This is a genomic window from Variovorax guangxiensis (assembly GCF_003952165.1).
GTDB classification, from domain to species: Bacteria; Pseudomonadota; Gammaproteobacteria; order Burkholderiales; family Burkholderiaceae_C; genus Variovorax; species Variovorax guangxiensis.
In genome coordinates this window covers 678,863-698,777 of sequence record NZ_RXFT01000001.1, presented here as the reverse complement: position 1 = coordinate 698,777, position 19,915 = coordinate 678,863, and the positions used below count along the sequence as shown (strand labels likewise).

The following is a 19,915-nucleotide window of genomic DNA, read 5'->3' as shown; positions in this document are numbered from 1 at the left end:
TCCGCCCGCATCAGCGCAGGCGCGAGAGACGCTCGCGGCCGGCCTGCGCGGCTTCGGATTGCGGATAGGCCTTGGTCAGGTCTTCCAGCGTACGGCGCGCGGCGCGCGTGTCCTTCAGCTCGATCTGGCAGTTCGCGATCGACAGCACGGCCTCGGGAGCTTTGGCATGGTCGGGCGCGAGCGAGAGCATGGAGCGGAAGTTCGCGATGGCCTCGTTGTAGTTGCGCGTGGCGTACTGCGCATTGCCCAGCCAGAACAGCGCCGAGGCGTTGTAGCCGCTCTGAGGGTAGCGCTTGACGAATTCGGCGAACGCGGTCTGCGCCTGCGCGAACTGGCCTGAGCGGAAGACGCCGAGGGCAGCCTCGAAGTCGGCCTTCTCCTTGGGATCGGCGGTGAATTCGCGGCCGTCCACCGACACCTTAGAGGGCTCGCTCTGCTTGAGCTTGTCGTCGATGGTGGTCTGGCGCGACTGCATTTCGCTCAGCGTGCGCGTGAGCTGCTCGTTCTGGCCGGTCATGCGGGCCAGGTCGCCGCGCATCTGCTCGATCTGGTTCTGCAGGTCGAGCAGGCTGCGACGCAACTGGCCGTTCTCGTCGGTGAGCCGCTGGTCGGTCTGCTGGCGCATGGCCTCGACGCGCTGGCGCAGGTCGAGGATGGCGCGGCGAGCCTCGTCATCCTCGAACAGCGCGGCCTGCGAGGCCGCCGAGACGCAGAGCAAGGCGGCGGCCAGCGCCGCGCCTCGCAGTAGGGCGCGTGGCATCACCGGGTGTAGCGGATTTCGGCGCGGCGGTTCTGCGCCCAGACTTCCTCACCCGAGCCGGTCACAGCCGGCTTTTCCTTGCCGAAGCTCACGGCTTCGATCTGGTTGTCGTTCACGCCCAGCAGGGTCAGTGCGCGGCGCACGGCTTCGGAACGCTTCTGGCCGAGGGCCAGGTTGTACTCGCGGCCGCCGCGCTCGTCGGTGTGGCCTTCGATCGAGATGCGGCGCTGCGGGTTGGCCTTGAGGAAGCGGGCATGGCCGTCGATCAGCGACTGGAACTCGGGCTTGACCGTGTAGCTGTCGTAGTCGAAATAGACGATGCGCTCGACGCCCACCGGACCTTGCGCGGTGCCCGCGGTCGGGTCGATGGTGACAGGTGCCACGGTGCTGGCGCCCTGCTGGCCGCCAGCCGTGCCCGAGCGGTCGGTCACCGGCGTTTCGTTGAGCTTGGTGCCCGACGAGCAACCGGCGATGAGAGCCACGATGGCCAGCGAATAGAGCGTACGTTTCAACATTTTTTCAAACTCCTCAAATAAACCTTGGTCATTGCTTTTGGAACGGACCCCAGTCCGGTTCCCTGATGTCTCCCGCCTGTCCCGCCAGTCGTGCCTTTATTTTTCCATCGAGCGTGGTCGTCATCAGGGCTTCGCGGCCCTGGAGCTGGGTGGCGTAGACGATCAGCTTGCTGTTCGGAGCAAAACTCGGACTTTCGTCCGCGGAGGTGTCGGTGATCGCGCTGACGTTGCCGGTTGCCAACTCCATCACATGGAGTTTGAAGGCGCCGCCCACTCGCGAGATGTAGGCCAACCACCGGCCATCGCCGCTGACAGATGGAGAGATGTTGTAGGTGCCGCTGAAGGTCACCCGCGTGGGGCTGCCGCCGCCGGCGCTCATCTTGTAGATCTGGGGAGCGCCGCCGCGGTCGCTCACGAAATAGATCGTGCTGCCGTCGGCCGAGTACACCGGCTCGGTGTCGATGCTGGAGCTCTGGGTCAGGCGGCGCGGTTCGCCGCCGCTGGCGGGAATGGAGAAAAGCTGCGAACCGCCGTCGCGGCTGAGCGTGACGGCCAGCGAGTTGCCGTCGGGTGCCCAGGCCGGGGCGCTGTTGGAGCCCTTGAAGTTGGCAAGCAGGCGGCGCTGGCCGGTGGCCACGTTGTGCACGTACACGACGGGCTTGCGCGACTCGAAGGACACGTACGCGAGCTGCTGGCCATTGGACGACCAGCACGGCGAGATGATCGGCTCGGGGCTGGCGAGCGCGGCCTGCGCGTTCTCGCCGTCGGCGTCGGCCACCCACAGCGAGTAGCGGCTGCCGCCCTTGGTGACGTAGGCGATGCGGGTCGAGAAGATGCCCTTTTCGCCGGTCAGCTTCTCGTAAACGTAGTCGGCGATGCGATGCGATGCCAGCCGCAGGTCGCCCTGGGGAACGGTGTAGCTCTGGCCGCCGAGGTCCTGACCCTTCACCACGTCCCACAGGCGGAAGCGCACGTCGAAGCGGCCGTCGGCCAGACGGGTGACGCTGCCCGCCACGAGCGAATCAGCGGTGCGCTGGCGCCACAGCGAAAGATCGGGGCGCGATGCCTCGTCGAGGGCCTGCCCCGAGGCATCGACGCCGCGGAACTGGCCGCTGCGTTCCAGGTCGGCCTGGACGATGTCGGAGATCTTCTGCGGGGAGGATTCCTGCCCCTTGAATGGAACGAGCGCGATCGGCAGCTGCGTGAGCCCCACACCGGAAACCTCGACCCGGAACTGGGCCAGAGCGGGAATCATGGGGGTGGCAGCGAGAGCCGCGATGACGGTGCGGCGTGCAAATAGCGATGAAGAAGGAGTTGGAATTTGGGCTGGCAACGGCTTGTTCATGCGGTTCGGAGAGGTTTCGGGGTGAAAAAGTTCTCCCCGGCTTCAACGGCCGACATGTTACACACTGGCCGGGGCCTGCCGTCACAAAACGTTTATCCGTCGATCCGGTCCTACAGACGGGGCAGCACCGGGCCTGCAAAGGCCCGCCCCGTAAAATCCGCCGCCATGCAAGCATCCCCCGGCGCCGAGAACGCGCGCCCTCCCCTGATGCGCCGCCTGGCGCGACTCATGACCTGGTTTGGCGGCTCCCGTCAATGGTGGGCCCTCGGACTGATCGGGGCACTGCTCGCCGCCGTCACCGAACCGCTGATGGCCGCCCTGCTCAAGCCGCTGCTCGACCGCGGCTTCACGCGCGGCCAGATGCCCCTGTGGTTCGTGCCCGCCGCCGTGCTGCTGCTGTTCGCGGTGCGCGGCATCGCTCAGTTCATTTCGCAGTACGCGCTCTCGCGCATCGCCAACGAGGGCATGCAGAAGCTGCGGCGGGTGCTGTTCGAGCGGCTGCTCGGCGCCGAGCTCGCGCTTTTCGCCCGTCAGTCGGCCAGCGCGCTTTCGAACACGGTCGTCTATGAAGTGCAGACCGGTGCGATGCTGCTGGTGCAGGCGCTGCTCGGGCTCACGCGCGACGGTTTCACGCTGATTGCGCTGCTGGGCTATCTGGTCTACCTGAACTGGAAGCTCACGCTCATCGTCGCCTTCCTGGTGCCCAGCATCTCCTGGATCATGAAGGTGTTTTCCAAGCGGCTCTACCGCCTGACGCAGCAGGGCCAGCAGGCCACCGACGAGCTGGCCTACGTGGTCGAGGAAAACGTGCTCGCCCACCGCGTGGTGCGGCTGCACGGCGCCGAAGGCGCACAGGGCCGCCGCTTCGAGCAGCTCAGCCAGCGCCTGAACCGGCTGGCCGTGAAGTCGACCATCGCCCAGGCGGCCACCACGCCGCTCACGCAGATGATGGCCTCGCTCGCGCTCTCGGTGGTGGTGATGATCGCGCTGTGGCAAAGCGGCAAGCAGGGATTCACCGTGGGCGGCTTCGTGGCCTACATCACGGCCATGCTGATGCTGATCGCGCCGATCCGCCGCCTTGCCGAAGTGGCCGGCCCGATCACGCGCGGCCTCGCTGCTCTGGAGCGCGGGCTGATCCTCATCGACGAAGTGGCGCCAGAGTCGCAAGGCAGCTTCAGCCTCGAACATGCCCAGGGCCGCATCGAGCTGCGCGACGTGCGGGTCAGCTACCGCGGCGACGACGAGCAGCGCGCGCTCGACGGCGTGAGCCTGACCATCGAGCCCGGCCAGGTGGTGGCCTTCGTGGGCCCCTCGGGTTCGGGCAAGACCACGCTGGTCAACCTGCTGCCGCGCTTCGTGCAGCCCAGCGGCGGCCAGGTGCTGCTCGATGGCCACGACACCAGCGAATGGCAGCTCAAGAGCCTGCGCGCCCAGTTCGCGATGGTGAGCCAGGACGTGGTGATGCTCAACGACACGCTGGCAGCCAACGTGGCGCTTGGCGCCGAGATCGACCGCGAGCGCGTGCAGCAATGCATAGCAGCGGCCAACCTGAGCTCGCACGTCGAGAACCTGCCCCAGGGCATCGACACCGTGCTGGGCCATAACGCCACGCAGCTCTCCGGAGGCCAGCGCCAGCGCCTGGCTATCGCCCGCGCCCTCTACAAGAATGCGCCCGTGCTGCTGCTCGACGAGGCGACGTCTGCCCTCGACACCGAATCCGAGCGCCTGGTGCAGGACGCCCTGCAGCGCCTGATGCAGAACCGCACCACGCTGATCGTGGCGCACCGCCTTTCGACCATCCAGCACGCCGACCGGATCATCGTGATGGAGCAAGGCCGCATCGCCGAGCAAGGCAGCCACGAACAGCTCATGGCGCTCGACGGGCTGTATGCGCGGCTGCAGACGCTGGCCGTGCGAAGCGCACCGCCGGGGCAGGATCCGACGCTCTGATCCTGCCCGGTCAGAGCAGCACGATGTCGTACTGCCCCTGCCCGATCGCCGGCTCGGCCTGCAGCGAGATCGGCTTGCCGATGAAGTCGCTCAGGCCCGCCAGGTGCTGGCTTTCCTCGTCGAGGAAGAGCTCGATCACCTGCGGCGACGAGACGATGCGGAACTCGCGCGGCGTGAACTGACGCGCCTCGCGCAAGATTTCACGCATCACGTCGTAGGCCACGCTGCGCGCGGTCTTCACGATGCCCTGCCCGCCGCAGGCGATGCAGGGTTCGCACAGCATGTGCGCCAGCGATTCGCGCGTGCGCTTGCGCGTCATCTCCACCAGCCCCAGCTGCGAGAAGCCGCCCGCCGTGGTCTTCACGCGGTCGCGCGCGAGCTGCTTGCGGAACTCCGCCAGCACCTGCTCGCGGTGGTCGTCGCGGCCCATGTCGATGAAGTCGACGATGATGATCCCGCCCAGGTTGCGCAGCCGCAGCTGCCGCGCGATGGCCTGAGCAGCCTCGAGGTTGGTCTTGAAGATGGTGTCGTCGAAGTTGCGCGCGCCGACGAAGCCGCCGGTGTTCACGTCCACCGTGGTCAGGGCCTCGGTCTGGTCGACCACCAGATAGCCGCCCGACTTCAGGTCGACCCGCCGGCCCAGCGCCTTGGCGATTTCCTCGTCGACCGAGTACAGGTCGAAGATCGGGCGCTCGCCCTTGTAGTGCTGCAGCTTGCCCGCTGCCTTGGGCATGTATTCGAGACCGAACTTCAAAAGCAGCTCGAACTGCTCGCGCGAGTCGATGCGGATGGTCTGCGTCTCCTCGCCCGTCATGTCGCGCAGCACGCGCTGAAGCAGGCTCAGGTCCTGGTGCAGCAGCGACATCGGCGGCATGCGCATCGAGGCTTCGCGGATGCGCGACCAGGTCTTGCGCAGGTAAGCGATGTCTTCGGCAAGCTCCGCGTCGCTGGAGTCTTCGCCGTTGGTGCGCAGGATGAAGCCGCCCGTGTTGGCCGGCACCACGCCGCCGCTGTCGGCCGCGGCAGCCGCCTCGATGAGCGCCAGCATGCGGGTGCGCAGCGACTCGCGCTGCTCGGCCGGGATCTTCTGCGACACGCCGATGTGGTTGTCCTGCGGCAGGAACACCAGCAGCCGCCCGGCGATGCTGATCTGCGTGGAAAGCCGGGCGCCCTTGGTGCCGATGGGATCCTTGATGACCTGCACCAGCAGCGACTGGCCTTCGAACACCTGCTTCTCGATGGGCACCATCGGTCCGCCGTTGCGGTGGTCGCGCTCGGGTGCCGGGGCGCTGGGGCGCGAACCCGGCGTGAACGGCGCGACGATGTCGGCGACATGCAGGAAGGCAGTGCGCTCCAGGCCGATGTCGATGAAGGCCGACTGCATGCCCGGCAGCACGCGCGACACCTTGCCCAGGTAGATGTTGCCGACCAGCCCGCGCTCCAGCGTGCGCTCGACGTGCAGTTCCTGCACCGCACCGTGCTCGATCAGCGCCACGCGGGTCTCCTGCGGAGACCAGTTGATCAATATGTCTTGACTCATAGGTTCGCCCCCCAGGCTGCGCGCACTTCGTGTCGCTTCGCCCACCCCCCTGCAGGGGGGCGCCGCCAGCGGCCCGGCGAAGCCGGTTCCGCGGCGGCCCTGAAAAAGAATGCGGTCTTGAGTGTCATGGCGTATTCACTTGAGCATCCCCGCCTGCCGCAAGAGTTGTGCGGTCTCGAACATGGGGAGGCCCATGATGCCCGAATAGGACCCGCTGATGTGCTCGACGAACGCCGCCGCCGCGCCCTGGATGGCGTACGCGCCGGCCTTGCCCAACGGCTCGCCGCTTTCGGCGTAGCGGGCGATCTGCGGCTTCGTGATGTCGGCGAAGCGCACGCGCGACACGCTGAGCGCGGCATGGCTCTTTCTGCCGTGATGCAGCGCCACGGCGGTCAGCACGCGGTGGGTGGTGCCCGAGAGCATCCGCAGCATGCGAGCGGCGTCCTTTTCGTCCTCCGGCTTGCCGAGGATGGTGCGGCCGAGCGCGACCGTGGTGTCGGCGCAAAGCACCGGCGCGTCGGGCAGGCCGCGCCTGCGCATCCGGGCCACGGCGGCGTCGAGCTTCAGGCCGGTGACGCGCTGCACGTAGGTGGCCGGGGCTTCGTTGGGCAGCACGGCTTCCAGCGATTCGGCATCCTCGTCGGCATCGGCCAGCAGCAGTTCGTGGCGCACTCCGAGCTGGCCGAGCAACTGGGCGCGGCGCGGGCTCTGCGAGGCGAGGTAGATGAAATCGGGCAAGGTTCAAGTCTCCCGTGGACTCGGCGGATCGCCGGCCACCGTGTGGTTCCAGGCCAGCCCGTGCGGCAGGCCCGGAGGTCCGAAAAGAAAATGAAGGACGCGGCGACGCGCCGGCGATTTCGCGCGCGACGAGGCATGCAGCAGCAAGGGGCGCATCAGCAAGACATCGCCTTGCGCTGCGGTGCAGACGGTTTCTCCATGGGCGGCTCGCAGCGCCTGCGCTTCCTCGCCATCGAGCCGACCGGCGCGGTGGCTGCCCGGCACGACGCGCAGCGGTCCTGCGTCGGCGCCGCAGTCGTCCAGATGCACCCGCACGGCAAGCAGCGACTGCAGGACGTCGATCGGAGGCTGTACGTAGGGCTCGCCCTCCTTGATGACGGCGGCCATACCGGCGCCCGAGGCCGGGATCGACATGTCCTGGTGCAGCGCGACCAGCCAGTTGCTGCCGGGCGTCTTGTCGAAGAGCGTGCATTGCACGGCTACCGACCGGGCATCGAGCAGGCCCATGCCGCACAGCCGCGCTTTCAGGCGAACCGCGATGTCGCCGCAAAGCGGATGGACCAGCAGGTTGCGGCTGCCCGCCGCCTGCCCCAGCCGGTCGTCGAGCGACCGCGCGGCGGCGTCCAGGAGTTCGGCCGGCAGCAGCGCCGGCACCAGCGCATGGCCCCTTTCGTCGAGCAACGCGACGTGCCCGGCGGCGTTCGTCATTCGCGGTGGTAGGGATGGCCCGCGTTGACCGACCACGCACGGTACAACTGCTCGACCAGCAGCACGCGTGCCATCGCGTGCGGCAGCGTGAGGTCGGACAGCCGGATGCGTTCGTGCGCCGCGGCCTTGAAGGCCGGGTCGAGCCCGTCGGGCCCGCCGATGACCAAGGCTACGTCATCGCCCTCGCCCTGCCAGGTCTGCAGGCGCGCGGCGAGCGCCTTGGTGGTCAGCGCCGTACCTCGCTCGTCGAGCACCACGATGCGCATTCCGCGCGCAATGGCGCCTTCGATGCGCTCGCGCTCGGCGGCGTAGAGGGTTTCCAGCGTCTTTGAACCGCGCGGCTCGGTCTTGACCGCGCGCAGTTCGAGCTTGAGCTCGGGCGGAAAGCGCTTGGCATAGTCGTCCCAGGCAGTCTGTGCCCAGTCGGGCATGCGCTGCCCGACGGCGACCACCAGCAGCTTCATGCGCGGCGGGCTGGCGCCTTCCTGGCGGCCGTGGTCTTCTTTGCCGCCGGCTTCTTGGCGGCGGGCTTGCCCACGACCTTGACCGGCACGCGCGCGGTGGTGGTTGCGGCCTTCTTGGCGGGAGCCTTCTTCGCAGCCGTCTTCTTGGCCGGGGCCTTCGCGGCCTTGGCTTCCTGCTCGGCCGCGCGGATCGCGGTCTTGGCGGCGCTCGAACGGCGCAGCGTCGGGGCCTTGGCGGCGGCCTTCTTCTCTTCGGCGCCGGCCTTGGAGGCGGTGGCTACCGCGGGCTTGGTGCCGCCGAGCTTGGCGCGCACCGGCTTGTCGCCCCAGATCTCTTCCAGGTGGTAGTACTGGCGGATGGCGGGCTGCATGATGTGCGCGACGGCCGAACCGCAGTCCACGATGATCCACTCGCCGTTGTCCTCACCCTCCACGCGCGGCTTGGCGAAGCCGGCCTCGCGTACCGCGTCGCGCACGCTGGCGGCCAGCGCCTTGGTCTGGCGGTTGGAGGTGCCCGAGGCAACGATCACACGCTCGAACAGTGGCGAGAGATGCTCGGTGTCGAATACCTGGATGTCCTGCGCCTTGACGTCTTCGAGGCCATCGATGATGGCTCGCTGGAGTTTCTGGGTGTCTTTCTTTGCGGCGGCTTCAGTGGTCATCAGGCAGTGCGGTAGAGGTGGTGTTGGTCAATATAGCGTGCAACCGTGGGCGGAACCAGCGAGGAAATGTCCACGCCGAGCGCCGCGCGCCGCCGGATCTCGGTGGCGCTGATGTCCATGGGAGGCAGTTCGAGCGCCTCGAAACGCGCGCCAGCAGGAAGGCCGGGCAGTGATTTCGGATCAAAACGGGCAGTGTTACCCGTCGATAGTGCGCGATACGCTACAGAAACAATAGCAATGCCGAGTATATCCTGCCAGCCGTGCCAGGTCGGCAGCGCGCTGGCCTGGTCGGCTCCCATGATCAGCACCAGCTGGGCACCGGGCTGCTCGCGCTGCAGTTCGTGCAGGGTGTCGAGCGTGTAGGTGGGGCCGTCGCGCAGCACCTCGCGGCTGTCGACGACGATGGTGCCCTTCAGGTCGCCGAAGGCCAGCCGGGTCATGGCGAGCCGGTCTCCCTTCGGCGTGAGCGCCCTGCTCTTGTGCCAGGCCTGGCCGGTGGGAATCACATGCAGCTCGTCGAGATCGAGCTGCGCCATCGCGGCTTCGGCAAGGGCCACGTGGGCGTTGTGCGGTGGATCGAACGCGCCGCCAAACAAGCCGATGCGGCGTTGCGCCTTACCGCGAGGAGAGTTCACAACCAATCTCGCCGCACGATGAAGTCGCTGTAGAGCGCGGCTTCGGGGCTGCCCGGCTCGGGCTGCTGCTGGTAGGCCCAGCTCGCCAGCGGCGGCATCGACAGCAGGATCGATTCCGTGCGCCCGCCCGATTGCAGGCCGAAGTGCGTGCCGCGGTCCCACACGAGGTTGAATTCCACGTACCGGCCACGCCGGTAGAGCTGGAAGTTGCGCTCACGCTCCGTGTACGGCGTGGCGCGGCGGCGCTCGACGATGGGCAGGTAGGCCGTCAGGAAGCTGTCGCCCACCGAGCGGATCATCGCGAAGCCGTTCTCGAAGCCGCCTTCGGAGAAATCGTCGAAGAAGATGCCGCCGACGCCGCGCTGCTCGTTGCGGTGCTTGAGGAAGAAATATTCGTCGCACCAGGTCTTGAAGCGCGGGTACTTGTCGTCGCCGAACGCGGCGAGCGAATCGCGGCACACGGTGTGGAAGTGCACCGCGTCTTCCTCGAAGCCGTAGCAGGGCGTTAGGTCCATGCCGCCGCCGAACCAGCAGACCGGTTCCTTGCCCTCGGGGAGCGCGGCGAGCATGCGCACGTTCATGTGGACGATCGGCACGTACGGATTGCGCGGATGGAACACCAGCGACACGCCCATCGCCTCGAAAGGCGCGCCGGTCAGCTCAGGACGGTTCTGCGTGGCCGAGGGCGGCAGCTTCGGCCCGCGCACCTGCGAAAAGCCGCAGCCCGCGCGCTCGAAGAGCTCGCCGCCTTCGAGGATGCAGGTCAGGCCGTTGCCCTGCAGCGGCTCGCCGGGCGCCTTCTGCCAGGCATCGCGCACGCAGGTGCCGCCGTCGGCCTTCTCGACAGCCGCGATGATCGACTGCTGCAGCCCGCGCAGGTACTCGCCGACCGCCGCCGGATTGGCCTGCTGCATCAGCTGCCGTGGGGGTTGCGTGCGTGCACCGCGCGGAAGCCGATGTCCTTGCGGTACTGGGCGCCATCGAAGCTGACGCGCGCCGCGACCTCGTAGGCCCGCTGCTGCGCCTGCTTCACGCTGTCGGCCAGAACGGTCACGCACAGCACCCGGCCGCCGCTGGTCTTGAGCTCGCCGTTGTCGAGCGTGGTGCCCGCGTGGAATACCACCGCATCGGGCGCCTCGGCCGGAATGCCGGTGATGCGGTCGCCCTTGCGCGGCGACAGCGGATAGCCGTGCGCGGCCATGACCACGCCCATCGCCACGCGGCGGTCCCACTGCAGCTCGACCTGGTCGAGCGTGCCGTCGGTGGCGTGCCAGAAGACTTCGAACAGGTCGGACTTGAGCCGCATCATGATCGGCTGCGTCTCGGGGTCGCCCATGCGGCAGTTGAATTCGAGCGTCTTCGGATGGCCGGCCGCGTCGATCATGAGGCCGGCGTACAGGAAGCCGGTGTACGGGATGCCGTCCTTTTCCATGCCGCGGATGGTCGGCAGGATGATCTCGCGCATGGCGCGCGCATGCACCTCGGCCGTGACCACCGGCGCGGGCGAATACGCGCCCATGCCGCCGGTGTTGGGGCCTTCGTCGTTGTCCAGCAGGCGCTTGTGGTCCTGGCTGGTGGCCAGCGCGGTCACGTTCTTGCCGTCGCACAGCACGATGAAGCTGGCTTCCTCGCCCTGCAGGAATTCCTCGATGACGACGCGCGCGCCGCCTTCGTTGTGGGACACGCCGAACTTGTTGTCGACCAGCATGAAGTCGACGGCCTCGTGCGCTTCCTCGGCCGTCATGGCCACCACCACGCCCTTGCCGGCTGCCAGGCCGTCGGCCTTGACGACGATGGGAGCGCCCTTGGCGTCGATGTAGGCGTGCGCGGCAGCGGCGTCGGTGAAGGCCTCGTACTCGGCCGTCGGGATCTTGTGGCGCTTCATGAAGGCCTTGGAGAAGGCCTTCGAGCTTTCGAGCTGCGCGGCTGCCTGGGTCGGGCCGAAGATGCGCAGGCCATGCGCGCGGAACTCGTCGACCACGCCGGCCGCCAGCGGCGCCTCGGGACCGACCACCGTCAGCGCGATCTTTTCCTTGATGGCCCACTCGCGCAGCGCGGCGGGCTCGGTGATGTCGATGCAGTCGTAGCGCTCGTCGCTGGCGGTGCCGCCATTGCCCGGCGCCACGTACACGCGGCTCACCCGTGCGGCCTGCGCCAGGCGCCATGCCAGAGCGTGTTCGCGGCCCCCTCCCCCAATTACCAGTACCTTCATTCGCGGGCCTTCATTTCTCGCTGTGATTCAACAAACATTCATTCGACGACGGCAGCTCACTCGGACAGCGAGGCGTTGTGATAGACGTCCTGCACGTCGTCCAGGTCCTCGAGCACGTCGAGCAGCTTCTGCATTCTTGCGGCGTCCTCGCCGGTCACTTCGACCGTGTTCTCGGCGCGCATGGTGACTTCGGCGGCGTCGGGCTTCAGGCCGGCGGCTTCGAGTGCGTTCTTCACGGCCTCGAATTCGGCCACGGAAGTGATCACCTCGATGGCGCCATCGTCGTCCGTGACGACGTCTTCCGCGCCCGCCTCGAGGGCCGCTTCCATCACCTTGTCCTCGCTGGTGCCGGGCGCGAAGATGATCTGGCCGCAGTGCTTGAACTGGAAGGCCACCGAGCCTTCGGTGCCCATGTTGCCGCCGTGCTTGGAGAAGGCGTGGCGCACTTCGGCCACGGTGCGCACGCGGTTGTCGGTCATGGTGTCGACGATGATTGCGGCGCCGCCGATGCCGTACCCTTCGTAACGAATTTCTTCGTAATTGACGCCTTCGAGGTTGCCCGTGGCCTTGTCGATGTTGCGCTTGATGGTGTCGATGGGCAGGTTGACGGCCTTGGCCTTTTCAACCGCCAGCCGCAGCCGGGGGTTGGCGCCCAGATCGGCGCCGCCGGCGCGGGCGGCCACCGTGATTTCGCGGATCGCGCGGGTCCAGAGCTTGCCCCGCTTCTCGTCCTGGCGGCCCTTCCGGTGCTGAATATTCGCCCACTTGCTATGTCCGGCCATGGCTTTCTATCTCGCTGTCCTGTGTTTCTGTGTCAATCCGAGCAGCCCCGAGTTTACTGTCCGGCGCACACAACGCCGGCCCTGGAGGCCGGAATTCGGGTCAATGCTTTTGGTGATAATTGTTCGATGACGCCATCGCCTTCCGTCGGGCCCGGGAATCCCGACACCCCGTCGCACGCCACCTTGCCGCAGCGCCACGAGACCCATCTGCGCGTCGAGCGCCTGTCGCTGCCGGCCAGCCTGGCGCTGGCGACCGACGGCAAGGCCCCCTTCGCCGCGCTCGGCTACGGCACGCCGCACGGCGTGGCCTGGATGCCGACGGTCAACGCGCGCGTGCTCTCCGACAGCGGCGCCATGGCCGACGTGTGGCACGCGGGCGGTGCGCAGATCAAGTCTGGCACCACCGGCATCGCGCGCTGGCGCACCGACGGCCACTGGCTGCTCGGCGCCATCGACCTCGACGAATCCGCCGAGAAGCAGGGCCTGGCCGAACTCGCGCACCGCGCCTACCGCGATCTTTTCAAGACGCTGGACCAGGCCGGCACGCCGCACCTGCAGCGCATCTGGAACTACCTGCCACAGATCAACGCCGACGGCGGCGGCCTGGAGCGCTACCGCCAGTTCAACCTGGGCCGCCAGGAAGCTTTCCTCGAAGCCGGCCGCGCAGCCTTCGAAGGCGCGCCGGCCGCCTGCGCGCTGGGCATCCACCAGGGTGCGCTGTCGATCCGCTTCCTGGCCGGCCAGCAGGCGCCGCTGCCGGTCGAGAATCCGCGGCAGGTTTCGGCCTACCGCTATCCCGAAACCTACGGCCCCCGCTCTCCGACCTTCTCCCGCGCCGCGCTGGCTGACACCGGCGACGGCAACCTCGCCCTCTTCATCTCCGGCACCGCGAGCATCGTCGGCCACGAGACCGTGCACCATGGCGACGTGCAAGAGCAGACGCGCGAGACCTTGCGCAACCTGCAGGCCGTCATCACAGCCGCGAACGAGCGCTGCAGCGCGACCTTCTCGCTGGCCGGGCTCGACTGCGTGGTCTACGTGCGGCACCCTTCCGACACCGCCACGGTGCGCGCCGTCATCGAGGAAGCGCTGGGCGCCGACGCGCCGATGGCTCGCCACGCCGTTTACCTCGAGGCGGACATCTGCCGCAGCGACCTGCTGGTCGAGATCGAGGCCCACGCCGTCGCCGCGGGGCAGCTGCGGGCCTGACCGGCTGTTGCTCGGCCGTTCCGTCCTTCCGTCCGATTGACCGATTCAATGAACCGCGTGCTGAGATTTCTCACGTCGATTCCGCTCGCGGTGATGCTCTATGCGCTGCTGCTGTTTCTCGGCCTGATTTCGCTGGTCTGGAACATCTTCGCCATGCTCATCCATCCGGTGATGCCGGCGGCGCCCGCCCGTGCCCTGGGCCGCATGACCATCGCCTTCGCCTACCGCATGTTCTGGTGGCTGGCCTCGGTGACCGGCATGATGCGCATCGACGCCAGCTGCCTCGACCCGATGAGCAAGGAGCCCGGCGTGATCTTCGTGGCCAACCACCCAACCATGCTCGACGCGCTGCTACTGGTGGCGCGGCTGCCGCGCAGCGCCTGCATCATGAAGGCCGACCTGATGGGCAACATCTTCCTGGGCGCGGGCGCCCGGCTGGCGCGCTACATCAGCAACAAGTCGGCACGCACCATGGTGCGGCTGGCGGTGAACGACCTGCGCAACGGCGGCCAGCTGGTGATCTTCCCCGAGGGCACCCGCACGGTGACGCCGCCGCTCAACCCGTTCCGCCCGGGCACCACGCTGATTGCCAAGCTGGCGCAGGCGCCGATCCAGACGGTGTTCATCGATACCGACTCGCCCTACCTCGCCAAGGGCTGGCCGCTATGGCGCGTGCCGCCGCTGCCCATCGTCTTCAGGCTGCGGCTTGGCAAGCGCTTTGCGCCCACGCAGGACAGCGACGTGCTGCAGGCCGAGCTCGAACAATACTTCCGACAAAACATGGAGCAGCGCGCCACCGACGCGTCCCCCGAATGCCAGACGCCTCGCGCACACACCTTGTCCTGATTCCCAGCTACAACACCGGCGAGCGCCTGTTCTCCACGGTCGCCGCCGCGCGCGCGCAATGGAACCCAGTGTGGGTGGTGGTCGACGGCAGCGACGACGGCACCGGCGAGCGCCTGCAACAGATGGCCGAGGGCGACCCGGGACTGCGCGTGTGGGTGCTGCCGCAGAACGAGGGCAAGGGCTCCGCCGTGCTGCACGGCCTGCGCGCCGCGAAGGAAGCCGGCTTCACCCACGCGCTGACGATGGACTCCGACGGCCAGCATCCGGCCGACCTGGTCCCCGCCTTCATGCAAGCCTCGCTGGCTCGCCCCGAAACCATGGTGCTCGGCCGCCCGGTGTTCGACGCCAGCGCGCCGCTGCTGCGCGTGCGCGGCCGGCGCGTGTCGAACGGGTGGACGCAGCTCGAAACGCTGTTCGCGGGCGTCGGCGACTCGCTCTACGGCTTTCGCGTGTATCCGGTGGCCGACCTGATCGCGGTGATGGCGCGCCAGCCCTGGATGCGCCGCTTCGACTTCGACACCGAGGCCGTCGTGCGGCTGGCCTGGCGCGGCGTGAAGCCGGTCAACATCGACGCGCCGGTGAAATACCTGACCGCCGAGGAAGGCGGCGTCTCGCACTTCCGCTATGGCCGCGACAACGTGCTGCTCACCTGGATGCACACGCGGCTTATGGTCGAGTTCGTGCTGCGCCTGCCCCTGCTGCTGCTGCGCAAGCTGGCGAAGAAGCCGCCGTTCCAGGACTGATGTCTTCTTCCCTCTCCCTCTGGGAGAGGGTCAGGGTGAGGGCACTGTGCAGCCGATGAAGCGCGGCCTCGACTTGGAGGCCGATGCCCTCACCCCAACCCTCTCCCAGAGGGAGAGGGAGCAAATGCGCTACGAAGCCACTGCCGCCCCGCCCAGCGCCTTGTAGAGCGTCATCGTCGCGTTGAGCTGGTTCAGCCGGTTCTGCGCCAGCGACACCTCGGCCGCGCGGCGCCTGTCCTTCGCGTCGAGCACCGGCTGCAGCGCGGTCGCCCCCGCGCGGTAGCGCACTTCCGACAGGCGCTCGGCGCGCTGCGCCTCCTGCAGCGCCAGCACCAGGCTATCGCTTTCGGCACGCAGCTGCGTGCGTGACGACAGCGCGTTCTCTACCTCCGACAGCGCCGTGTACAGCGACTGCCTGAAGCCCGCCACCGCCTCTTCGTACTGCGTCTGCGACACGGCCACCGTCAGCCGCGCGGTATTCCATTGCAGGAACGGCAGCGTCAGCCCGGCGCCCAGTGTGCCGACGGGGTTCTTCAGCAGTTCGCCGAGCGCGGTGCTCGACGTGCCCAGCGTGCCCGTCAGGCTCAGCGTGGGATAGAAGCCGGTGCGCGTGGCGTCTACGTTGGCCAGCGCACTGCGCAGGCGCTGCTCTGCGGCGCGGAGGTCTGGGCGGCGGCCCAGCAGGCTCGCGGGCACGCCGGCATCGATGGAGGGCAATGCGATGTCGGGCAGTTGCGCCGGCTCGGCGGCCATCGGCTCCGGCGGCTGGTCGAACAGGATCGCCAGCGCGTTGCGTGCCTCCACGCGCTGCTGCAGCAGTTGAGTGTGGGCGGCTTCCTGCGTCGCGAGGTTCTGGCCAGCCTGCGCCACGTCCAGCCCTGACACGGCCCCCGCCGCGTATTTGACCCGCGCCAGCGCGAGGATGCGCCGGCCGTCTTCCATGCCCGCTTCGCTCAGCGCGATGCGCTGGTTCAGGTAGCCGGTCTGCCAATAGAGCCCCGCCACGGTGCCGATCAATGACAGCGCAGTCGCCTGCCGGTCGGACTCGGTGGCCTTCAGCTCCCAGTCGGCGGCGCTACGCAGCGCTGAGAGCCGGCCCCACAGGTCGATCTCGTAGCTCAGCGCCACCGACGAGTTCGACGCCGAGCCGGCCACGCCGCCGCGCTTGAGGTCGTAGCTGCGGCTGGTGCTGGCCTGCCCGATCACGCCCGGCGTGAGATTCGTGTTCGTGAGCCCGGCTTGCAGCTGCGCGCGCTGCACGCGGATGCCGGCCACTGCCAGGTTGTTGTTGGTGCGCAGTGCGTTGTCGATCAGCCGGTCGAGCTGCGGATCATCGAAGGCCCTCCACCAGTGGGCGGACAGCGCCACCGCGGACCCGGTGGTCGCGGGCGAAGCCGACTGCTGCCAGCGCTGCGGAATGTCGAACGGCCGCTGGGCGCGCTGCTCCGGCTGGAACAGTGTGCAGCCGCCCAGGGCGAGCACCGCGATGGCCACCGAGGCCAGTGAAAGGACATGCGCCTTACTCACGAGCCAGCGCCTCGATGGGGTCCAGCCGCGCCGCGTTGCGCGCCGGCAGGTAGCCGAACAGCACGCCGATCAGCGATGCACAGAGAAACGCCGAAACCACGGCGCCGATTGAAAAGATCATCTGCCATTGCTTGACGAGAAGCGAGAACAGGAAGCTGATGCCGTACGAGAGCGTCACGCCGATCAGGCCACCCACCAGGCACACCAGCACCGCCTCGGTCAGGAACTGCTGCAGCACGTCGCTCTGGCGCGCGCCCACGGCCATGCGGATGCCGATCTCGCGCGTGCGCTCGGTCACCGACACCAGCATGATGTTCATCACGCCGATGCCGCCCACCACCAGCGAGATCACCGCGATGAGCGACAGCAGCAGCGTCAGCGACTGGCTGGTGCGTTCCGCCGTCTTGACGATGCTGTCCATGTTGAAGGTGAAGAAATCCTTTGTGCCGTGGCGCAGCGTGAGCAGCTTGACGATGCTGTCCTCGGCCGCCTTGGTGGGCTGGTCGTCGCGGATGCGCACCGTGATGTTGTCGAAATGCTGCTGCCCGAAGAGCCGGCTCGCGCCCGTGCTGTAGGGCAGCCAGAGGTTGAGCGACTTGTTGCCGTCGCCGAACACCGTCTTCTTCTCCTGCGCCACGCCGATCACCGTGCATGGCAGGCTGCCTACGAGGATGATCTTGCCCACCGGCTCGGTTCCGTCGGGAAACAGCTTGCGCCGCGTGTTCTGGTCGATAACAACCACCTGCGACTGGTGGCGCACGTCGGAGGCGGTGAAGGCCGCGCCGCTGGCCATCTGCATGTCGCGCACGCGAAAGAAACTGTCGCTCACGCCGTTGACCGTGCCGTTGATGTCCACGCTGCGGTAGCGCAGCCGCAGGCTGCGCGAGGTCACGGGCGTCACGCTGTGAACGTAGGGCTGCGCCGCGATGGCGTCGAGGTCGGGAGGTATCAGCGTGCGGATGCTCGACGCCTTGTCGTCGCCGAAGTCGCGGCCCGGGTACACATCGAGCGTGTTGGTGCCGATGGCGCGGATGTCCGACAGCACGTAGCGCTTGGCGCCCTCTCCTATCGCCACGATCGACACCACCGAAGTGATGCCGATGATGATGCCCAGCATGGTGAGCGCCGTGCGCATGCGGTGCGCCATCATCGAGCGCCAGGCCATGCGGAAGGCTTCCGCGAAGCGGGCCCAGCCGGTGTTGAAGCGGGCGATGCCCAGCCCGGGCTTCGTCATCGCAGCCGGAGGTTCGCCTTCGGCCTGCGAAGCCTCCTGCGCCGGGGCCGCCACGGTCGGCACACTCGGCACGTTCGGCCTGTCGCCTACGATCACGCCGTCGGCGATCTCGATGATGCGCTCGGTGCAGCTCGCCACCTGCATGTCGTGCGTCACGATGATGATCGTGTGGCCCTGCGCGTGCAGCTCGCGCAGGATGCCGATCACCTCCTGACCGCTGCGGCTGTCGAGCGCGCCGGTCGGCTCGTCGGCCAGGATCACCTGCCCGCCGTTCATGAGCGCGCGCGCGATGCTCACGCGCTGCTGCTGCCCGCCCGAGAGCTGGCTCGGCCGGTGCTCGGTGCGGTCGCCCAGGCCCAGCCGAGCGAGCAGCTGGCGCGCACGCGAGTCGCGCGCCTGGCCGTCGGTGCCGGCGTACACGGCGGGCACCTCGACGTTGCCGGTGGCCGTCAGGTGCTGCATCAGGTGATAGCGCTGGAAGATGAAGCCGAAGTGCTCGCGCCGCAGTTCGGCCAGCGCGTCGCTGTCGAGCGCCCCCACGTCCTGGCCGGAAACGGTGTAGGAGCCCGTGCTCGGCCGGTCGAGGCAGCCCAGGATGTTCATCAGCGTCGACTTGCCCGAACCCGAGGCGCCGACGATGGCCAGCATTTCGCCGCTGCCGACGTCGAGGTTCACGTCCTTCAGCACCTGCACTTCCTGCTCGCCCGAGGGAAAGCTGCGGCCGATGCCGCGCAGGCTGAGCAGCGGCTGCGTCATTGAGGCTTGCCCCGTCCGCCGCCGTTGTCGGCGGTCTCGCCGCGCTCGGGTACCGCCGAAGCGTCGCCGGTGATGACGCTGTCGCCCTCCTTCAGGCCTTCGAGCACCTGCGCCTGGAAGTTGTTGGAGATGCCGACGCGCACCTTGCGCGTCTCCACGGTCTGATCGGGCTTGAGCACGCGCACCTCCTGACGGCCTTCCTTGTCGCGCGCGCCCAGTGCGGTCAACGGCACCGTCAGCGCCTGTTTCGCTTCGCCCAGCAGGATCGCGACCTGCGCCGTCATGTCCACGCGCAGCGTGCGGTCGGGGTTGGGCACGTCGAACAGCGCGTTGAAGAACACGGCGTTGTTGATCTTCTCGGGCGACGGCTGCACCGCGCGCAAGGTGCCGTGGTAGCGCTTGTCGGGGTCGCCGAGGATGGTGAAGTACACCGGCTGCCCCGGCTTCACGCGCACCACGTCGGCTTCCGACACCTGCGCCTTCACGGTCATGGTCGACAAGTCGGCCAGCTTCATCAGCGTGGGCACCTGGAAGGCGGCGACCACGGTCTGGCCTTCGAGCGTGTTGATGGAAACCACGTCGCCGTCGATGGGCGCGACGATGCGCGTGTAAGAGAGGTTCTGCTGCGCCGAGGCGACAGCCAGCTTCTGCTGGCGGATCTGCGCTTCGAGCGATACCGCGTCTGCACGCAGCGCACGCAGTTCAGCGTCGGCGCTCTCCATGTCCTGCCTGGCGGCGGCGTCCTGCGCGAGCATTTCCTGCTGCCGGGTCCAGGTGAGCTGCGCCTGCTTGACGCGCACTTCCTTCGCGAGCTTCTGCGCCTGCAGGTTGTCGAGCCTGGCCTGCTCCTGCGCCAGGGTGTTCTGCGAGATGACGGGGTCGATCTCTGCGAGCCAGTCGCCCTTCTTCACCGTCTGCCCGAGCACTACCTTCAGCGACTTGAGCTGGCCGCTCACCTGAGCACCCACCTCCACCTGCTTGAGCGCCTGCAGCACGCCGGTGGCGAGCACCGCGTTCTCGAGATCGGTGCGCTGCACCGTGGCGGTGAGGTATTCGCTTTTTTTCGCCGGCCGCAGCCATGAAGAGGCGATGACGACCAGCACGATGAAAACGGCAATGCCGATCAGGTATTTGCGCGATCGCCGGGGTGGGTTATTGGGCATGCGGAAGGAATGGATGAAAGGCTCCGGGGCGGGCCGCTTTTCCTTCAAGAAGAATTCGGCGCCGGAAAGGAAGTTCCGGAGAAGCTCCACGGTTTTCGCACGATCCTAGCCGCGTTTGCTGAAGGA

Annotated in this window: 19 protein-coding genes; 4 read left to right on the top strand and 15 right to left on the bottom strand. The window is 67.8% G+C overall.

The window, feature by feature from the left end; translation table 11 throughout:
* Nucleotides 1–10 precede the first annotated feature (10 nt).
* The 3 genes from ybgF to tolB are packed head-to-tail and all read right to left on the bottom strand — an operon-like array spanning nucleotide 11 to nucleotide 2,530.
* Nucleotides 11–760: a tol-pal system protein YbgF gene (gene ybgF, locus EJP67_RS03435; RefSeq protein WP_126019439.1), complete on the bottom strand. Its 750-nt coding sequence runs from the start codon at nucleotides 758–760 to the stop codon at nucleotides 11–13.
* Complete coding sequence (gene pal / locus EJP67_RS03430) at nucleotides 760–1,275, bottom strand: peptidoglycan-associated lipoprotein Pal (RefSeq protein WP_126019437.1); 516 nt, start codon at nucleotides 1,273–1,275, stop codon at nucleotides 760–762. The genes ybgF and pal overlap by 1 nt, the downstream gene beginning before the upstream one ends.
* Nucleotides 1,276–1,303: 28 nt before the next feature.
* The gene (gene tolB, locus EJP67_RS03425; protein ID WP_221297482.1) at nucleotides 1,304–2,530 is read right to left on the bottom strand and encodes a Tol-Pal system beta propeller repeat protein TolB; all 1,227 of its coding nucleotides are present in this window, start codon (nucleotides 2,528–2,530) and stop codon (nucleotides 1,304–1,306) included.
* Nucleotides 2,531–2,785: 255 nt separating this feature from the next.
* Here tolB and msbA point away from each other — a divergent pair, with 255 nt between their 5' ends.
* A complete protein-coding gene (gene msbA, locus EJP67_RS03420; protein WP_126019432.1) occupies nucleotides 2,786–4,570 on the top strand; it encodes a lipid A export permease/ATP-binding protein MsbA in 1,785 nt (594 codons plus the stop codon).
* Nucleotides 4,571–4,580: 10 nt separating this feature from the next.
* On the opposite strand, the gene rng is transcribed toward msbA, so the two are convergent.
* The 9 genes from rng to EJP67_RS03375 all read right to left on the bottom strand — a co-directional run bounded on the left by rng (nucleotide 4,581) and on the right by EJP67_RS03375 (nucleotide 12,311).
* Nucleotides 4,581–6,110: a ribonuclease G gene (gene rng / locus EJP67_RS03415; RefSeq protein WP_126019430.1), complete on the bottom strand. Its 1,530-nt coding sequence runs from the start codon at nucleotides 6,108–6,110 to the stop codon at nucleotides 4,581–4,583.
* Nucleotides 6,111–6,245: 135 nt separating this feature from the next.
* Nucleotides 6,246–6,848: a Maf family protein gene (locus EJP67_RS03410; protein WP_126019428.1), complete on the bottom strand. Its 603-nt coding sequence runs from the start codon at nucleotides 6,846–6,848 to the stop codon at nucleotides 6,246–6,248.
* Between the two features lie 3 nt (nucleotides 6,849–6,851).
* Nucleotides 6,852–7,556, bottom strand: coding sequence for a phytanoyl-CoA dioxygenase family protein (locus EJP67_RS03405; RefSeq protein ID WP_126019426.1), 705 nt, complete (start codon nucleotides 7,554–7,556; stop codon nucleotides 6,852–6,854).
* Entirely contained in the window at nucleotides 7,553–8,020 is a 468-nt protein-coding gene (rlmH, locus tag EJP67_RS03400; protein WP_070060813.1) for a 23S rRNA (pseudouridine(1915)-N(3))-methyltransferase RlmH, read from the bottom strand. The genes EJP67_RS03405 and rlmH overlap by 4 nt, the downstream gene beginning before the upstream one ends.
* Nucleotides 8,017–8,682, bottom strand: a complete 666-nt coding sequence (gene rsfS / locus EJP67_RS03395; protein ID WP_126019424.1) for a ribosome silencing factor — start codon at nucleotides 8,680–8,682, stop codon at nucleotides 8,017–8,019. The genes rlmH and rsfS overlap by 4 nt, the downstream gene beginning before the upstream one ends.
* Nucleotides 8,682–9,317, bottom strand: coding sequence for a nicotinate-nucleotide adenylyltransferase (nadD, locus tag EJP67_RS03390; RefSeq protein ID WP_126019422.1), 636 nt, complete (start codon nucleotides 9,315–9,317; stop codon nucleotides 8,682–8,684). Before nadD ends, rsfS begins: the two co-directional genes overlap by 1 nt.
* Nucleotides 9,314–10,231, bottom strand: a complete 918-nt coding sequence (gene hemF, locus EJP67_RS03385; protein ID WP_126019420.1) for an oxygen-dependent coproporphyrinogen oxidase — start codon at nucleotides 10,229–10,231, stop codon at nucleotides 9,314–9,316. The genes nadD and hemF overlap by 4 nt, the downstream gene beginning before the upstream one ends.
* A complete protein-coding gene (gene purD / locus EJP67_RS03380) occupies nucleotides 10,231–11,529 on the bottom strand; it encodes a phosphoribosylamine--glycine ligase (RefSeq protein WP_126019418.1) in 1,299 nt (432 codons plus the stop codon). Before purD ends, hemF begins: the two co-directional genes overlap by 1 nt.
* 56 nt (nucleotides 11,530–11,585) lie before the next feature.
* Complete coding sequence (locus tag EJP67_RS03375) at nucleotides 11,586–12,311, bottom strand: YebC/PmpR family DNA-binding transcriptional regulator (protein ID WP_126019416.1); 726 nt, start codon at nucleotides 12,309–12,311, stop codon at nucleotides 11,586–11,588.
* Between the two features lie 126 nt (nucleotides 12,312–12,437).
* Here EJP67_RS03375 and EJP67_RS03370 point away from each other — a divergent pair, with 126 nt between their 5' ends.
* The 3 genes from EJP67_RS03370 to EJP67_RS03360 are packed head-to-tail and all read left to right on the top strand — an operon-like array spanning nucleotide 12,438 to nucleotide 15,109.
* Nucleotides 12,438–13,520, top strand: a complete 1,083-nt coding sequence (locus EJP67_RS03370) for a chorismate transformation FkbO/Hyg5 family protein (protein WP_240650476.1) — start codon at nucleotides 12,438–12,440, stop codon at nucleotides 13,518–13,520.
* 48 nt (nucleotides 13,521–13,568) lie between these two features.
* Nucleotides 13,569–14,366, top strand: coding sequence for a lysophospholipid acyltransferase family protein (locus tag EJP67_RS03365; protein ID WP_126019414.1), 798 nt, complete (start codon nucleotides 13,569–13,571; stop codon nucleotides 14,364–14,366).
* Nucleotides 14,333–15,109: a glycosyltransferase family 2 protein gene (locus tag EJP67_RS03360; RefSeq protein WP_126019411.1), complete on the top strand. Its 777-nt coding sequence runs from the start codon at nucleotides 14,333–14,335 to the stop codon at nucleotides 15,107–15,109. Before EJP67_RS03365 ends, EJP67_RS03360 begins: the two co-directional genes overlap by 34 nt.
* A 129-nt stretch (nucleotides 15,110–15,238) precedes the next feature.
* On the opposite strand, the gene EJP67_RS03355 is transcribed toward EJP67_RS03360, so the two are convergent.
* From EJP67_RS03355 to macA, 3 genes are read right to left on the bottom strand one after another with little or no spacing between them, the layout of a single operon-like run.
* Nucleotides 15,239–16,636 (bottom strand): efflux transporter outer membrane subunit, encoded by a 1,398-nt coding sequence (locus EJP67_RS03355; RefSeq protein ID WP_126019409.1) that lies wholly within the window; start codon nucleotides 16,634–16,636, stop codon nucleotides 15,239–15,241.
* Nucleotides 16,629–18,626, bottom strand: a complete 1,998-nt coding sequence (gene macB, locus EJP67_RS03350) for a macrolide ABC transporter ATP-binding protein/permease MacB (RefSeq protein ID WP_126019406.1) — start codon at nucleotides 18,624–18,626, stop codon at nucleotides 16,629–16,631. The genes EJP67_RS03355 and macB overlap by 8 nt, the downstream gene beginning before the upstream one ends.
* Nucleotides 18,623–19,789 (bottom strand): macrolide transporter subunit MacA, encoded by a 1,167-nt coding sequence (gene macA / locus EJP67_RS03345; protein WP_126019402.1) that lies wholly within the window; start codon nucleotides 19,787–19,789, stop codon nucleotides 18,623–18,625. Before macA ends, macB begins: the two co-directional genes overlap by 4 nt.
* Between the last annotated feature and the right edge of the window lie 126 nt (nucleotides 19,790–19,915).

Coding starts and splice junctions, on each gene's coding strand:
- ybgF (WP_126019439.1), bottom strand. CDS start 760: ATGCCACGCGCCCTACTGCGAGGCGCGGCGCTGGCCGCCGCCTTGCTC.
- pal (WP_126019437.1), bottom strand. CDS start 1,275: ATGTTGAAACGTACGCTCTATTCGCTGGCCATCGTGGCTCTCATCGCC.
- tolB (WP_221297482.1), bottom strand. CDS start 2,530: ATGATTCCCGCTCTGGCCCAGTTCCGGGTCGAGGTTTCCGGTGTGGGG.
- msbA (WP_126019432.1), top strand. CDS start 2,786: ATGCAAGCATCCCCCGGCGCCGAGAACGCGCGCCCTCCCCTGATGCGC.
- rng (WP_126019430.1), bottom strand. CDS start 6,110: ATGAGTCAAGACATATTGATCAACTGGTCTCCGCAGGAGACCCGCGTG.
- EJP67_RS03405 (WP_126019426.1), bottom strand. CDS start 7,556: ATGACGAACGCCGCCGGGCACGTCGCGTTGCTCGACGAAAGGGGCCAT.
- rlmH (WP_070060813.1), bottom strand. CDS start 8,020: ATGAAGCTGCTGGTGGTCGCCGTCGGGCAGCGCATGCCCGACTGGGCA.
- rsfS (WP_126019424.1), bottom strand. CDS start 8,682: ATGACCACTGAAGCCGCCGCAAAGAAAGACACCCAGAAACTCCAGCGA.
- hemF (WP_126019420.1), bottom strand. CDS start 10,231: ATGCAGCAGGCCAATCCGGCGGCGGTCGGCGAGTACCTGCGCGGGCTG.
- purD (WP_126019418.1), bottom strand. CDS start 11,529: ATGAAGGTACTGGTAATTGGGGGAGGGGGCCGCGAACACGCTCTGGCA.
- EJP67_RS03375 (WP_126019416.1), bottom strand. CDS start 12,311: ATGGCCGGACATAGCAAGTGGGCGAATATTCAGCACCGGAAGGGCCGC.
- EJP67_RS03370 (WP_240650476.1), top strand. CDS start 12,438: ATGACGCCATCGCCTTCCGTCGGGCCCGGGAATCCCGACACCCCGTCG.
- EJP67_RS03365 (WP_126019414.1), top strand. CDS start 13,569: ATGAACCGCGTGCTGAGATTTCTCACGTCGATTCCGCTCGCGGTGATG.
- EJP67_RS03360 (WP_126019411.1), top strand. CDS start 14,333: ATGCCAGACGCCTCGCGCACACACCTTGTCCTGATTCCCAGCTACAAC.
- macB (WP_126019406.1), bottom strand. CDS start 18,626: ATGACGCAGCCGCTGCTCAGCCTGCGCGGCATCGGCCGCAGCTTTCCC.
- macA (WP_126019402.1), bottom strand. CDS start 19,789: ATGCCCAATAACCCACCCCGGCGATCGCGCAAATACCTGATCGGCATT.